The following is a 15,190-nucleotide window of genomic DNA, read 5'->3' as shown; positions in this document are numbered from 1 at the left end:
ATGCACCCGACCACAAGTCAATGACTTTACGGTCGAGCGCATATCTATGCGAATTCGGCTCAGCGCGCCATCTCCTCCTTGAGCGCCGCGAGGAACCCGTCGACGTCCTCTTCCCGGGTGTCGAACGCGCACATCCAGCGGACGTCACCCGCCGCCTCGTCCCAGAAGTAGAAGCGGTAGCGCTTCTGCAGGCGCTCGCTCACGTCGTGCGGCAGCCGCGCGAAGACGGCGTTGGCCTGCACCGGGTAGAGGATCTCCACGCCGTGCACGGAGCGGACGCCCTCCGCGAGGCGCTGCGCCATCTCGTTGGCGTGCCGGGCGTTGCGCAGCCACAGGTCCTTGGCGAGCAGCGCCTCCAACTGCACGGAGACGAAGCGCATCTTGGAGGCCAGCTGCATGGACATCTTGCGCAGGTGCTTCATGTGGCGCACGGCGTCCTGGTTGATGACCACGACGGCCTCGCCGAACAGCGCGCCGTTCTTGGTGCCGCCGAGCGAGAGGATGTCGACGCCGGCCGCGTTCGTGAACGTCCGCATGGGGACGTCGAGCGCGGCCGCCGCGTTGGCTATCCGGGAGCCGTCGAGGTGCACCTTCATGCCGAGCTGGTGCGCGTGGTCGCAGATCTCGCGGATCTCGTCGGGCGTGTAGAGCGTGCCCAGTTCGGTGTTCTGCGCGAGCGAGACGACCTGGGGCATCGCCCGGTGCTCGTCGTCCCAGCCGAATGCCTGCCGGTCGATCAGCTCGGGGGTGAGCTTGCCGTCCGGCGTGGGCACCGTGAGCAGCTTGAGACCTGCCATCCGCTCGGGGGCGCCGCCCTCGTCGACGTTGATGTGCGCGGACTCGGCGCAGATCACCGCGCCCCAGCGGTCGGCGACCGCCTGGAGCGCGACGACGTTGGCGCCGGTGCCGTTGAACACCGGGAACGCCTCGGCGGTGGCACCGAAGTGGCCACGGATGACCTGCTGGAGGTTGGCCGTGTAGTCGTCCTCGCCGTACGCGATCTGGTGACCGCCATTGGCCAGGGCCAGGGCGGCCATCACCTCCGGGTGCGCCCCCGCGTAGTTGTCGCTCGCGAAGCCGCGTACGTCCGGGTCGTGATGGCGCCTGGCATCGGTCTTCGGCGGATTGACCGCGTCTCCGTCGCGAGCGGTCACGGCTTCTCGGTCAGCCACAGGCGGTTTCCGTTCACTTCCGCGGCGGGCCGCTCCCAGACACCGACGATGGCCTCGGCCAGCTCGTTGACGTCCGTGAAGCCCGCGAACTTCGCGTTGGGCCGCTCCGCGCGCATCGCGTCGTGCACCAACGCCTTGACCACCAGGATCGCAGCCGCCGCGCGCGGGCCCTCGTCGCCCCCCGCCTTGCGGAAGGCGTCGGCCAGGGCGAGCGTCCAGGCCTCGGCGGCCGCCTTGGACGCGGCGTACGCGGCGTTGCCCGCGGTGGGCTTGGAGGCGCCCGCCGCGCTGATCAGGAGATAGCGGCCGCGGTCGCTGCGGCGCAGGCCGTCCTCGAAGGCGAGCGAGGTGTGCTGCACGGTACGGATCAGGAGCTTCTCCAGGAAGTCCCAGTCGGCGAGGTCGGTCTCGGCGAAGTTCTTGCTGCCGCGCCAGCCGCCGACGAGGTGCACCAGGCCGTCGATCCGGCCGAACTCCTTCTCCGTGCGCGTCGCCCACTCACGGGCCGCGGCCAGGTCGAGGAGGTCGACCGTGTCGCCGACGACGGTGGCCCCGCCGTGCGCGTACCGCGCGGCGTCCACGGCCTCCGCGAGGCGCGCGGCGTCGGCGTCGGACGCCACGACCGTGGCGCCCGCCTCGGCCAGCCTCAGCAGCGTCGCCCGTCCCGCGGGTCCGGCGGCACCGGCCACCGCTACGACGGCTCCATCCAGTGCGGACATGGTCCTCGCCTCCTCGTGGCGGCCGCTCACGCGGCGGCCTTCTCGGCACCCGTGGAAGCGGTGATCCCCTTGGTGGAGGCGATCACGTGCTTCAGCTTCTTGGCGAGCGCCTCATAGAACATGCTGAGCGGAAACTCGTCCGGAAGCACCTCGTCCACCAGTTTGCGGGGCGGCAGCGAGGTGTCCAGGGCGTCCGGACCCTTGGCCCAGCGCGAGCCGGGGTGCGGGGCGAGGTACTGGGACACCAGGTCGTACGCGGCGAACCAGTGGACCAGCTTCGGGCGGTCGATGCCCGCCCGGTAGAGGTCCTCGATCTCGGCGCACAGCTGGTTGGTGACCTGCGGGGCGCGCTCCCAGTCGATGCGGAGGGTGTTGTCGGTCCAGCGGACCACGTCGTGCTTGTGGAGGTAGGCGAAGAGGAGCTGGCCGCCGAGCCCGTCGTAGTTCTTGACGCGGTCGCCGGTGACCGGGAAGCGGAACATCCGGTCGAAGAGGACCGCGTACTGCACGTCGCGCGCCTGCGGGACGCCCTCGTCCGCCAGCTTCACCGCCTCCTTGAAGGCGGTGAGGTCACAGCGCAGCTCTTCGAGGCCGTACATCCAGAACGGCTGGCGCTGCTTGATCATGAAAGGGTCGAAGGGCAGGTCGCCGTGGCTGTGGGTGCGGTCGTGGACCATGTCCCACAGGACGAACGCCTGCTGGCAGCGGTCCTGGTCGCCGACCATCTCGCGGATGTCGTCGGGCAGTTCGATGCCGAGGATGTCGACGGACGCCTCGGTGACACGGCGGAAGCGGGCCGCCTCGCGGTCGCAGAAGATGCCGCCCCAGGAGAAGCGCTCGGGGGCCTCGCGCACGGCGATGGTCTCGGGGAACAGGACGGCCGAGTTCGTGTCGTACCCGGCGGTGAAGTCCTCGAAGGTGATGCCGCAGAACAGCGGGTTGTCGTAGCGCGTGCGCTCAAGATCGGCCAGCCAGTCGGGCCAGACCATGCGCAGCACGACCGCTTCGAGATTGCGGTCGGGGTTGCCGTTCTGCGTGTACATGGGGAAGACGACCAGGTGCTGCAGGCCGTCCGCGCGGTGTGCCGCGGGCTGGAAGGCGAGCAGCGAGTCGAGGAAGTCGGGCACCTGGAAGCCGCCGTCGGACCAGCCGCGCAGGTCGGCGGCGAGCGCCTGGTGGTAGGCGGCGTCGTGCGGGAGCAGCGGGGCGAGCTGCTCGACCGCCGATATGACGCGGTCCACGGCGAGTTCGGCCACGGCCTTCGCGGGGGCGTCCGCCGCCTCGAAGTCGATCGACCCGTCCGGTGACTGCCAGGGCCTGATCTCCTCCACGGCGTCCTTGAGCACCGGCCATGCCGGATGGTCCACCACCCGCTCATCAGCGGCAAGAACCGCACCTTCCGCACCCCAACGCTCAAGAATTTCCGTCATGACCCACCTTCCTCCGGAGAACCTCGCGTATGGACACCGTATGCATGCGAGGTTCTCCGCGACAAGAGGGGCCTCGGGAAATTATCCTGCGCAGCCCCCTCCTTCACCGCTGTTTTTCCTGCCTTCTGCCGTCGATGCGATCGCTTCTGCCACGGCGGCCACGGCGGTCTCCGCTTCGTCGAGGAGCCCCGGGAAGCCCAGGAAGCCGTGGAACATCTCCGGGTGGTGGCCGTGCGTGACCGGGACGCCCGCGGCGCGCAGGCGGCGCGCGTAGGCGATGCCCTCGTCCCGGAGCGGGTCGCAGCCCGCGGTGACCAAGTGTGCGGGCGGCAGTCCGGCCGGCTCCGCGCGGAGCGGCGAGGCGTGCGGGTGGGTACCGTCGCCGTCCGGGCCGAGGTACTGCTGCCAGAACCACCGCATGTGCGCGGCGGTGAGGAAGTAGCCCTCGGCGTTCTCGCGGTACGAGGCGGTGTCCTGGCCCGCGTCGAGGACGGGGTAGATCAGCACCTGGAGCGCGACGGCGGGCCCTTCGCGGTCCCGCGCCCTGAGGGCGGCGACCGTGGCGAGACCGCCGCCGCTGCTGTCCCCCGCGGTGACCAGCGCGCCGGGGTCGCCGCCGAGCGAGGCCACCTCCCGCGCGCTCCAGCACAGCGCCGCGTAGGCGTCGTCGGCGGCCGCGGGAAAGCGGTGCTCGGGCGCGAGGCGATAGGCGACGGAAACCACGGCCGCACCGGCCCGCGCGCAGAGCCCGCGGGCCGTGGCGTCGTGGGATCCCAGGCCGCACAGGGTGTAGCCACCGCCGTGGAAGAAGACGACGGTCGGGCGGGGCCCGGGACAGGCCTCCGGATCCGGCAGATAGATGCGTACGGGGAGGTCGGGCGCGCCACCGCCGGGCCCCGGAACGACGCGGTCCACGACGGAGCCGACGGCGAGGGGCGGCTTGGACGGACGCGACGAACGGGCCCCGGCATCGAGGATCCGCCGGGCCTGCGCGGCGTCGGTGACGGTACCGCCGAGGTCGGGAAAGGCGGCGGCCAGGGCGTCGACGAGGGGCCGGGCGCCGGGGGCGAGGCGGTCGGGGGTGGGGAGATCGGGTGGGGGCTGGGTGGGGTGGTCGGAGGGCTCGTTCGTCGGGTGGCCCGCGGGCTGATCGGCGGGCTTGTTCGCCGACTGACCCACGGGCTGGCCCGCAGGCTCGTTCGCCAGCTGACCCACGGGCTGGTCCGCAGGCTCCTTCGCCGACTGACCCACGGGCTGGCCCGCAGGACTGCCCATCGGCTGGCCCCCGGGCATCAGGCCCCCGCCGCTTCCTGCGTGCGGAAGTGGGGGATGACCTTCTCTCCCCACTGGCGCAGGGTCTCCAGGCACGCCCCCTGCGGGACCGTGCCCATCTGGATGAGGCACATGATCTCGTTCGCGCCCGCGTCGCGGAGGCGTTCCACGTAGGCGATGGCGTCGTCGGCTGTGCCGTACGCGTGGTCCGCGTTGAACGTGGCGGTCGACGTCGGGCGGACCGGGATGTTGTGCTCGTGCAGTCGCGCGACGACCTGTTCCGCGGCCTTGCGCATCTCGGCCGCCTCGTCGCCGCCCTCCACGACCGCCTCGTCGGGGATGCCCGCGCCGCCGTACCAGTGCCCGATGGACTGGGCGAAGAACCGCTGCCCCCGGATGCCGACGCGCCGCGCCGTCTCCTGGTCGTCGAGGACGATCGTCGGGCAGAGCACGGAGAAGTGGTCGTTGACGACGCTCGACACGAAGCGCGCGTCGGTGCGGGCCGCGATCGCGGTGTCGTACGCCCGGCGCATCTCGGCGATCGATTCAGGCCCCGCGAAGCCCATCACCAGGGCCCCGATGCCCAGTTCGGCGGCCTGGGTGAGGGTCTCCGTCCTGCTGCAGGCGAGGAACAGCGGCGGGTGCGGCGTCTGCGCGGGGCGCGGCAGGATCGGGTGCGGGTCGATGTCGATGAGTTCGCCGTGGTGCTCCAACTCCTCCTTCTCCCAGGCCTTTCCGATGATCCGGAGGGCCTCTTCGACCTCCTGGGTCGTGCGGTCCTTGTCGACTCCGCACAGCGAGGTCTCCTGCACCGTGCCGCCCCGACCCGCCCCGAGGTCGAGCCGCCCGCCGGAGAGCAGATCGAGCATCGCGGCGCGCTCGGCCACGCGCGCCGGGTGGTTGAAGTTGAACGGCATGCAGACGACACCGTGCCCGATCCTGATGGTGCTGGTACGCGCGGCGACCCAGGTCAGGAAGATCTCCGGGGCACTCATGTGCGCGTACCACTTGAGGGAGTGGTGCTCGACCGCCCAGATCCGGTCGAACCCCATCTCCTCGGCGAGTACGGCCTGTTCGACGCTGTCACGGATGACCTGATGCTCACGCTCGACGGTCGGGTCGGCGAGCTGCGCCTCGAAGATGACGGAGAACTTCACGTGCCCTCCAGGGAGTTGTGGCCCTGCTGCGCCGCAACGGCATGGCGGCGCATGCTTCTATTAGCTATATGACTAGTCGTCAGATGCCAAAGAGGCAAGGGCTGTCACAGGGAGCAGTCCGGAGCGGCTCAGTCCCGCCGTGACGCTTCGGGGAAGTCGCGGAGCGTACGCAGAGGCGCGCCGAGCAGGAAGCCGTTCGCCGCGACGAGGGCGACGGTCACGATCCACATCGTCGGGCGGGCGCCGAGGAGCGAGCCGAGGGCGCCACCGAGCAGCGCGCCGAGCGGAATGGTGCCGTAGTTGAGGAACAGCGTGGTCGCCGTGACGCGGCCCAGCATCTCGGGCGGGCAGTACGACTGCCGGAAGCTGACGATGATGACGTTGCAGACCACCACACCGGCGAGTACGACGACGGAGCCCACCGCGAACAGCGCGAGACGCGGGCCGGGTTGGGCCAGGGGAATGAGCAGCCCGAACGGTGACGCGGTGAGCTGGACGACCAGCAGCCCCCTCACGGTGCCGAGCCACCGGGTCAGGCGTCCCGCGACGAGTCCGCCCACGATGCCGCCGACTCCCCCGCACGAGACCAGCACTCCGAGCGCGCCGGAGTCGACCCCCACGGTGCGGACGAGGAAGACGACGAGGACCGCCTGGTACCCGGCCAGGGCCAGATTCACCGCCGCGCCGTACGCGGTGAGGATCCGCACGTGCGGATCGCGCAGCACGAAGCGCAGGCCCTCGGAGATCTCACCGCTCAGCCGCCGCCCCGCCTTGGCCGCGGGGCGCGGTTCGACTCCGCGCACGGCGAGCAGGCAGACCGAGGAGACGACGAAGGAGAAGGCGTCGAGCAGCAGACCGCTCGCGCTTCCCACGCTCTGCGCGACGAGCCCCCCGATGCCGGGCCCGGCCACCTTGGCTGCCTGCTCGCCGCCCTGCAACTTCGCGTTGCCCTCCATGAGTTCGGACCTGTCGACCAGGGACGGCAGGTACGCGGAGTAGGCGGTCGAGAAGAAGACGGCGGCCGCGCCCGCGAGCAGCGCGACGGCGACCAGGTGCCAGATGCCGAGGACGTCGAGCCAGGCCGCGACCGGCACGCTCGCGAACAGGACGGCGGACACCGCGTTGGCGCAGAGCATCACCGGGCGGCGCGGCAACTGGTCGACCCAGGCCCCCGCGGGCAGGCCGATGAGCAGCCAGGGCAGCCAGGTCGCCGCCGTCAGGAGGCCGAGCATGAACGTCGAGGCGTCGAGCGTGGTGACCGCGACGACGGGCAGCAGCACGGAGGTCATGCTCGTGCCGAGTTTGCTGGTGGTCTCCCCGATCAGCAGCAGCCGGAAGTTCCGGTGGAACAGCAGACTCCGGCCTTTTGCCGCCGACCGCGCGCCGTCGTCGCTCATGGCGGGGCGAACCCTTCGCAGAAGTCGGTTCCGACCGGGATTCGCGCGATGATACAAGATCAGATTCTTGACGGCCAGTGTGGGAATTCGCCGACCGGCGGCCTAGGATATCCGCGCTCATCACCGCAGCAACACGCCCTGGGTGAAAGCGAGTCGATTTCGGATGGCGCATCCGTTGGGGACGTTCGGAATGTCCGGGACGTTCGGGAACGAGGTCGGCCGACCCCCGGCCCTGCTGAATGGCGGGGGTCCAGGCCCTGCCCGATCGCGGGAATCCGTCCGCTCGCGGGAATTGGGCATTCCTCTTTACTCGCGGGTCACTCGCGGGCCGGTGCCTCGCTAGTCGAGGGGGCCGCAGCCGCCCCGGACCTCTTCGCAGCGAGAACGGCCGTGGTCCCACCTCAAGCCCAAGAGTCCAAGAGCCCAAGGAGCCCTCCGTGGCAGGCAGCGCGACCGATCTCCTGAGCCGATTCCACCGGGGAGCAGCCCGGCACCCCGGACGCACCGCCGTGGTCACGCCGTCAGCCCACCTCACCTATGCCCAACTGGCCGCCCGTGTCCGCGCATTGGCTGCCGTCCTGTGCGGGGTGGGCGTGCGCCCCGGCTCCGCCGTCGCGGTCTGCCTGCCCCGCCGCCCCGACCTCGTCGCGGCGCTCCTCGCCGTCTGGCAGGTCGGCGCGGCCCAGGTGCCGCTCGACCCCGCCCATCCCGCCGAGCGCCTGCGGCTGCTCGTCGAGGACGCCGACGCGCGCACGGTGCTCGTGGCGGGCGAAGAAGGAGGACCGGCAACCGACGTCTGGCCGCCCGGAACCCGCGTCATCGACGTCGACGCCCTGACCGCCCCGGACGCGCGACGTCACCACGACGCCGCCGACGCACCGACGGCACACCCCGTGTCCGTGCCCACGGCGGCCCCCGCGTACGTCATCCCCACCTCCGGCACCACTGGCCGCCCCAAGGGCGTCACCGTCACCCGGGGCAACGTCGCCCACCTGGTCCGCGCCCTGGAGGAGAGCGGGGTCTATCCGCCGGAGCCCGCCCGCGTGGCGTGGAACGCCGGGCCGGGGTTCGACGCCTCGGTCCAGCAGTGGATCCGGGTCTGCCGAGGCGACACGCTGATCCTGCCGACGGACGAACTGCGGGCCGACCCACGCCTGTTCACCGACTTCCTGCGCGCCCAGGGCGCCACCGATCTGGACGCCACGCCGTCGCACTGGGAGGTCCTGCGCCCGTATTTCCCGACGGCCGACGCGGCCACGCCCCCGCTGCGGCTGTTCCTCGGCGGCGAACCCGTCCCACCCGCCATGTGGGCGGACCTGGTCGAACTGTCCCGGCAGGGCAGGGTGAGCGCCGTCAACCTCTACGGACCCGCCGAGTGCACCGTCGACTCCACGGCGGCCCGCGTCACGGGGGCAGGACCGCACATCGGGGCGGCCCTGCCCGGCGTACGGGCCGTGGCTCTCGACGACGCGCTGCGGCCGGTCGGCGATGGCGAGCCCGGTGAGCTCTATCTGGCCGGTGACGGCGTCGCCGCGGGGTACGCGGGCCTCCCCGGTGCGACGGCGGCGAGCTTCGTCGCCGATCCGCTGGGCCCTGCGGGCGGCCGGATGTACCGGACGGGCGATCGCGTACGCCCGTTGCCCGGTGGGGTGTTCGCCTATCTGGGCCGCACCGACGACCAGGTCAAGGTGCGCGGCCAGCGGATCGAACCGGCCGAGATCGAGGCGGCCGTCGCCCGTCATCCCGCCGTCACCAGGGCGGTGGTCACCACCCGCCGGGACCCGCACGGTGACCATCGCCTCCTCGCGTACGTCACCCCAACCCCGCCCGCACCGCACGGCCTCGCCGAGACGCTGCGCGCGCACTGTGCCGCACTGCTGCCCGCCGCGATGGTGCCGACGGCCTTAGTCGTCCTCGACTCCTTCCCGCTGACCGCGAACGGCAAGACGGACCGCTCGGCGCTGCCCGCCCCGGCCCCCGACGCCACCGCCACCGCCGGTCCGCCGCGCGCGCCCCGCTCGGCGACGGAGCGGACACTCCGCGGGCTCTACGCCGAACTGCTCGCCCCCGCGCGGATCGGCGCGGACACCGGATTCTTCGACGCGGGAGGTCACTCCCTGCTCGCCATGCGGCTCGTGGGCAGGGTCCGTGCCGACCTGGGCGCGGAGCTGACGGTGCGCGACGTCTTCGAGGCGCCGACGCCGGTGACACTGGCCCGCCGGGTGGACGCCGCGCTCGCCGACGTGGCGGACGGCGGTACGCAGGGTGGCGCGGGCGACGGCGCCGCGCCCGCGCCCGTCCTCCCCTCCCCGCGGCCCCCGCTGCGCCGCACGCCGCGCCCCGCACGGCTGCCCCTGTCCCCGGCGCAGCACCGGCTCTGGTTCCTCGACCGGCTGGCAGGCCCGAACTCCACGTACAACGAACCCATGGCCTTCCGCCTGACCGGCGCCCTTGACGTGCCCGCGCTGCGGTCCGCCCTGCGGGACGTCGTGACGCGCCACGAATCGCTGCGCACGGTCTTCCGCGAGCACGCGGGCGAACCCGCGCAGCACGTCCTCGCCCCGGAGGCGGTGTCCTTCACCCTGCCGGTGCGCGCGGTGCGTGAGACGGAGCTGGCCGATGGGCTGCGCGACGCAGTCAGCGTCCCGTTCGACCTCGCGGCCGAACCGCCGCTGCGGGCCGAGCTGTTCGCGACGGGACCCGACACCCACGTGCTGCTGCTCGTCGTCCATCACATCGCCTGCGACGGCTGGTCGCTCCGGCCGCTCGCCCGTGACCTGGCCACGGCGTACCGGGCGCGCCGCGCGGGCGCCGCGCCCGGCTGGCCCGAACTGCCCGTGCAGTACGCGGACTTCGCCCTGTGGCAGCGCGCACGCCTGGACCGTGACAGCGCGACGGGCGGTGGCCCCGGAGAGCCGCCGAGCCGACAGCTCGCGTACTGGACCGACGCGCTCAAGGGACTTCCGGAATTCCTGCCGCTGCCCACCGACGGGCCCCGGCCCGCGACCGCGACCCACCGGGGCGGGTCCGTTCCCCTGGTCTGCGGCGCCGATCTGCACCGCGCGCTCGTGGCGCTCGCGCGGGACAACGACTGCACACTCTTCATGGTGGTGCAGGCCGCCCTCGCCACCGTCCTGACCGGCCTCGGCGCGGGGCACGACCTTCCGATCGGCGCCGTGGTGGCGGGGCGCGGCGAGCCCGCCCTTGACGATCTGGTCGGCTTCTTCGTCAATACGCTGGTACTCAGGACGGACACCTCGGGCGATCCGTCCTTCGAGGAGCTCCTCGCGCGGGTGCGCGACACCGACCTCGCCGCGTTCGAGCACCAGGACCTGCCCTTCGACCAGCTCGTCGAGGCGCTCGGCCCGGAGCGCGTCACGGGCCGCCAGCCGCTCTTCCAGGTCCTTCTCGCCTTCCAGAACAACGCGGTCGCCGTATGGGACTTGGCGGGCGCGGACATGCGGACGGAGCCCGTCGCGCCACCCAACGCCAAGTTCGACCTGTCGTTCTCGGTCTGCGAACTCCGCGCCGATGACGGTGCGCCGGGCGGCCTCGACGGCTTCCTGCAGTACTCCGCCGATCTGTTCCGCCCCGCCACGGCCGAGGCGATCGCGGCCCGGCTGCTCGCCGTACTGCGGACCGCGGTACGCCAACCCGGCCTATCTGTCAGGGAGTTCACGCCGCGAGACGATGCGGACGCACTCGCCCCGGCCGCCCAGGACGACAGACGGGACGGACCCTGCGTGACGAACGACATCACCGAACCCGAACCGCCCACCCGCCCCTTCCTCACCCTCTTCGAGGAAGCGGCCGCGCGCGCCCCGGACGCCACCGCGGTCGTCTTCGAGCAGGACCGTCTCTCGTACGCCGCACTCGACGCCCGCTCCGACACGCTGGCCCACCTGCTGCTCTCCCGGGGCGTCGGCCCCGAGACGGTCGTCGCGTCGGCCCTGCCCCGCTCCCCCGAACTGATCGTCGCGGTGCTCGCCGTCCTGAAGTCGGGAGCCGCCCATCTCCCGGTGGATCCCGCGCATCCGCCCGACCGCATCGCGTACGTCCTCGGCGACGCCGCTCCGGCGCTGCTGCTCACGACCCGCGATACCGAAGGCGCCTGCGCCGCCGCGTCCGGGGTGCCGCGGCTCGTCCTGGACGCGGCGGCGGCCGATGCGGCGCTGCGGGCGAGTCCGGCGGACGGCCGCCGCGCCGGTTCGGGGCGCGCGCCCGCGCACCCGGACCAGCCCGCCTACGTGATCTACACATCCGGTTCCACCGGGCGCCCCAAGGGGGTCGTGGTGCCGCGGTCCGGCCTGGACAACCTCGTCGCCCATGAGCTGCGGACGATGGCGGTGGAACCGGCGAGCCGGGTACTGCAGTTCGCCTCGTCCGGTTTCGACTCGTTCTTCTGGGAGCTGACCATGGCACTGTCCGCGGGGGCCGCGCTCGTCATGGCGCCCGCGCGCCGACTGCTCCCCGGCCCCGACCTGTCGCGCGTGGTCGACGAGCACGGCGTCACCCATGCCACTCTCACCCCGTCCGTGCTCAGGGCGCTGCCGTCCGGCGCCCTGTCCGGCGTCGGCACCCTGGTCGCCGCCGGTGAGGCGCTCGGCGCGCAGGAGGCCGCCCGGTGGTCGCGGGGACGGATCCTGATCAACGCGTACGGGCCGACCGAGACGACGGTCTGCGCCACCATGAGCCGTCCTCTGCGCCCTCCCATGGGCCCTCCCCCGACGGATCTCCCGGAAGCGGTGGGGCCGCCGCCGATCGGCGGGCCGATACGTCGCACGCGCCTGTACGTTCTCGACGCACGGCTGCGTCCGGTGTCGGAGGGCGTGGTGGGCGAGCTGTACGTCGCGGGGGCCGGGCTCGCCCGGGGGTACGCGGGCCGCGCGCCCCTGACCGCGGAGCGGTTCGTCGCGGACCCGTTCGGTCCTGCCGGGTCCCGGATGTACCGCACCGGTGACCTCGCACGCCGGAACACCGACGGGGAACTGGAGTTCGCCGGGCGCGCCGACGACCAGGTCAAGGTGCGGGGCTTCCGCATCGAGCCCGGCGAGATCCAGGCGCTGCTCGCCGGTCATCCGCACGTCACGGGCGCCGCGGTCGCCGTGCGCGAGGACCGGGACGGGGACCGCAGGATCGTCGCCTACGTCGTACGGGACGGTGCCGCGGCCCGGCCGGGTGCGCCGACGGACAGCGAGCGGGTCGCCGACTGGCGGCGCGTCCACGACGCGGTGCCCGCCGACGCGGCGCCCGCACCCTTCGGCGAGGACTTCGCCGGGTGGCTCAGCGGGTACGACGGGAGCCCCATCGCGCCGGACCAGCTGCGGCAGTGGCGGGACGAGACGCTGCGCGGGATCCGGGCGCTGCGGCCCCGGCGCGTCCTCGAACTGGGCGTGGGCAGCGGCCTGTTGCTCGCACACCTGGCTCCCGAGGTGGATTCCTACTGGGGGCTCGACCTCTCGCCCCGGGCGGTCGAGCGCCTCGGACGGCACATCGCGCAACGCCCCGCGCTCGCCGACCGCGTCGTACTGCGCAGCCAGGCGGCCGACGACGACACCGGTGTGCCGCGGGGCGGATTCGACGTGGTGGTGCTCAACTCCGTCGCGCAGTACTTCCCCAGCGGGGAGTACCTCCGCCGCGTCCTGGGGTGCGCCGCGCGAGCGCTGGCTCCCGGCGGGTCGGTGTTCCTCGGGGACGTACGTCATCTGGGGCTCCTCACGTGCTTCCACGCCGCGGCGGCCGCGCGCAGGAGCGGCGCGGTGCCGGGTGGCCCTGCCCATCGGCAGGCCACGGAGCGGAGCCTGGCCGGGGAACCGGAGCTCGCGGTCGACCCGGAGTTCTTCCGCGCGCTCACGGCCGCCCCCGGTCCCTTCACGTCGTGCGACGTACGGCTGAAGCGGGGCGACCACCACAACGAACTGACCCGCTATCGGTACGACGTGGTGCTGCGGACCGGTCCGGTCGCTGCCGGGGCCCTGGTGCCGGTGCCGGAGCGGGCCTGGGGTGCGGGTGTCCGGTCGCTCGACGGCGTACGGGAGTTGGCGGGCGCCCTGGCGTCGGGCCACCTGGAGTCCGGCCGTCTGCGGATCAGCGGGATCCCCAACGCGCGGCTCAGCGTGGATCTGGCGTCCGTGGGGCAGGCGCAGGCCGACGCCGTCGACCCGGAGGAACTGGCGCGGCTCGGCGAGGAGTTGGGCCACGAGGTGGTGCTGCGCTGGTCCTCGAAGGCGGGACCGACCTGCTTCGACGCGGAGTTCGGGACCGGGGACGTCGGCGCCGGAGCATGTCGCGCCGGGCGGGGCGGCCAGGAACGCGGGCTCGACGTCACGCGGTACGTCAACGTCCCGTCGGCCGCCTCCGCCGACGCGCTGCTCAAGGAATCCCTGACGCGCCGCGCCCGCGCCTTCCTGCCCTCGTACATGGTGCCCTCGGCGATCGTCGTCCTGGACCGCCTTCCGCTCACGCCGCACGGCAAGCTCGACCGCGCCGCGCTGCCCGACCCACGGCCCGGCGGCGACGTCGCGCGCCGCCCGCCACGGACACCACAGGAGGAGTCCCTGTGCCGGATGTACGCGGAGGTCCTCGGACTCGACGCGGTGGGCATCGACGACAGCTTCTTCGACCTCGGTGGCCATTCGCTCCTCGTCACGCGCCTGGTCAGCCGCATCCGCGGTGAATTCGGCGTCGAAGTGCCGGTCGGCGCGGTCTTCGACACGCCGCGCGTGGCCGACCTGGTGGCGCGGCTCGCCGACGCGCGCAAGGCACGGCCCGCGCTGCGCCGGATGCGCCGACGTGACTGACGGCCCGTGCCGTCGCCCACCGCTCGCCCCCCGGACCACCGCACGCCCCCGGACCACCGCTCACTCCCGGACCACTGCGGCCGCCCGCCCGGCGGACGCCGAACGACAAGGGTGCTCCATGGACTTCAGCCTCTTCTACTTCGCGGACGACAGCGGCCCCTCGGGGGACGCGGGACGGTACGAGCTGCTCCTCGAAGGGGCACGCTTCGCGGACCGGAACGGGTTCCGCGCGGTGTGGACGCCTGAGCGGCATTTCCATGCCTTCGGCGGCCTCTACCCGAACCCGGCGGTGATCGGCGCGGCGTTGGCCACGGCCACCGACAACATCGCCATCAGGGCGGGCAGCGTGGTGGCGCCCCTGCACCATCCGATCCGGATCGCCGAGGAGTGGTCGGTGGTCGACAACCTCTCCGGGGGCCGGGTCGGCATCTCGTTCGCCTCCGGCTGGCATCCCGTCGACTTCGCGCTCGGGCAGGCGTCCTACGGCGAACGCAAGCGCGTGATGCTCGACAGCATCGGGCAGGTGCGGGGCCTGTGGCGCGGCGAGGCCCACGAGGTCACGGACGGGAACGGTCTGCCCGCCACCGTGCGGGTCTTTCCCCCGCCGGTCCAGCGCGAACTGCCGGTGTGGGTGACGAGCGCCGGGGAGGCGGCGACGTTCCGTGCGGCCGCCGAGGCCCGGGCGGGTGTGCTGACGCACCTGCTGCACCAGGACGTCGACGACCTCGCCGCCAGGATCTCCGAGTACCGGGCGGCGGCGCGCGCGGCGCACGAGGGCTGGAACGGACATGTCGTCCTGATGCTGCACACGTTCGTCGGGGACGGCCGCGACGAGGTGCGCGAGACCGTGCGCGGGCCGCTGACGGAGTATCTGAGGAGCTCGATCCACCTCGTCACCCGGTCGTTCGCCGAGACCGATCCCGATTTCGATCCCGACGACCTCGACGAGGACGACGTCGAGTTCATCATCTCCCAGTCGTTCGACACCTACTTCGGCGAACGGGGGCTCTTCGGCACGGTGGACGAGGCGGCGCGGACGGTGGAAAGGCTGCGCGCCGTCGGCGTGGACGAGATTGCCTGCCTGATCGATTTCGGCGTGGACACCAAGACCGTACTGAACGGTTTGCGTTATGTGAACGCGCTTCGCGAAACGTGCGCACGGGGCTAAGGCTGGGAGGCCGAGACATTCATGATCCCACTGTCGTTTTCACAGCTGAGATTCTGGTTCCAAGGGGAGTTCCAG

General features: G+C 72.4%; 8 protein-coding genes. 2 read left to right on the top strand and 6 right to left on the bottom strand.

Annotated features, from left to right (window positions below; all coding sequences use genetic code 11):
* Positions 1-59: 59 nt before the first annotated feature.
* The 6 genes from CP970_RS38315 to CP970_RS38290 form a co-directional block, all read right to left on the bottom strand.
* Positions 60-1,154, bottom strand: a complete 1,095-nt coding sequence (locus CP970_RS38315; RefSeq protein WP_055544661.1) for a threonine aldolase family protein — start codon at positions 1,152-1,154, stop codon at positions 60-62.
* Positions 1,151-1,891 (bottom strand): SDR family oxidoreductase, encoded by a 741-nt coding sequence (locus CP970_RS38310; RefSeq protein WP_055544660.1) that lies wholly within the window; start codon positions 1,889-1,891, stop codon positions 1,151-1,153. Before CP970_RS38310 ends, CP970_RS38315 begins: the two co-directional genes overlap by 4 nt.
* Positions 1,892-1,917: 26 nt before the next feature.
* Complete coding sequence (locus CP970_RS38305) at positions 1,918-3,321, bottom strand: DUF6421 family protein (RefSeq protein ID WP_055544659.1); 1,404 nt, start codon at positions 3,319-3,321, stop codon at positions 1,918-1,920.
* 81 nt (positions 3,322-3,402) lie between these two features.
* On the bottom strand, positions 3,403-4,536 hold the full coding sequence (locus tag CP970_RS38300) for an alpha/beta hydrolase fold domain-containing protein (protein ID WP_224058948.1): 1,134 nt from the start codon (positions 4,534-4,536) through the stop codon (positions 3,403-3,405).
* A 77-nt stretch (positions 4,537-4,613) separates the two neighbouring features.
* Positions 4,614-5,750, bottom strand: a complete 1,137-nt coding sequence (locus CP970_RS38295; RefSeq protein WP_055554405.1) for an LLM class flavin-dependent oxidoreductase — start codon at positions 5,748-5,750, stop codon at positions 4,614-4,616.
* Between the two features lie 128 nt (positions 5,751-5,878).
* Positions 5,879-7,147, bottom strand: a complete 1,269-nt coding sequence (locus tag CP970_RS38290; protein ID WP_055554407.1) for an MFS transporter — start codon at positions 7,145-7,147, stop codon at positions 5,879-5,881.
* Between the two features lie 437 nt (positions 7,148-7,584).
* Between CP970_RS38290 and CP970_RS38285 the strand changes: the two genes are divergently transcribed.
* On the top strand, positions 7,585-13,947 hold the full coding sequence (locus tag CP970_RS38285; protein ID WP_191095005.1) for a non-ribosomal peptide synthetase: 6,363 nt from the start codon (positions 7,585-7,587) through the stop codon (positions 13,945-13,947).
* Positions 13,948-14,065: 118 nt separating this feature from the next.
* Positions 14,066-15,115 (top strand): MupA/Atu3671 family FMN-dependent luciferase-like monooxygenase, encoded by a 1,050-nt coding sequence (locus tag CP970_RS38280; RefSeq protein WP_055545720.1) that lies wholly within the window; start codon positions 14,066-14,068, stop codon positions 15,113-15,115.
* The last annotated feature ends 75 nt before the right edge of the window (positions 15,116-15,190 follow it).

This window comes from Streptomyces kanamyceticus (genome assembly GCF_008704495.1).
GTDB lineage: Bacteria > Actinomycetota > Actinomycetes > Streptomycetales > Streptomycetaceae > Streptomyces > Streptomyces kanamyceticus.
This window is presented reverse-complemented; position numbering and strand designations above follow the sequence as displayed.

Bases quoted from the DNA above. Each gene is read 5' to 3' on its own strand.
- CP970_RS38310 (WP_055544660.1), bottom strand. From the start codon at position 1,891: ATGTCCGCACTGGATGGAGCCGTCGTAGCGGTGGCCGGTGCCGCCGGA.
- CP970_RS38305 (WP_055544659.1), bottom strand. From the start codon at position 3,321: ATGACGGAAATTCTTGAGCGTTGGGGTGCGGAAGGTGCGGTTCTTGCC.
- CP970_RS38290 (WP_055554407.1), bottom strand. From the start codon at position 7,147: ATGAGCGACGACGGCGCGCGGTCGGCGGCAAAAGGCCGGAGTCTGCTG.
- CP970_RS38280 (WP_055545720.1), top strand. From the start codon at position 14,066: ATGGACTTCAGCCTCTTCTACTTCGCGGACGACAGCGGCCCCTCGGGG.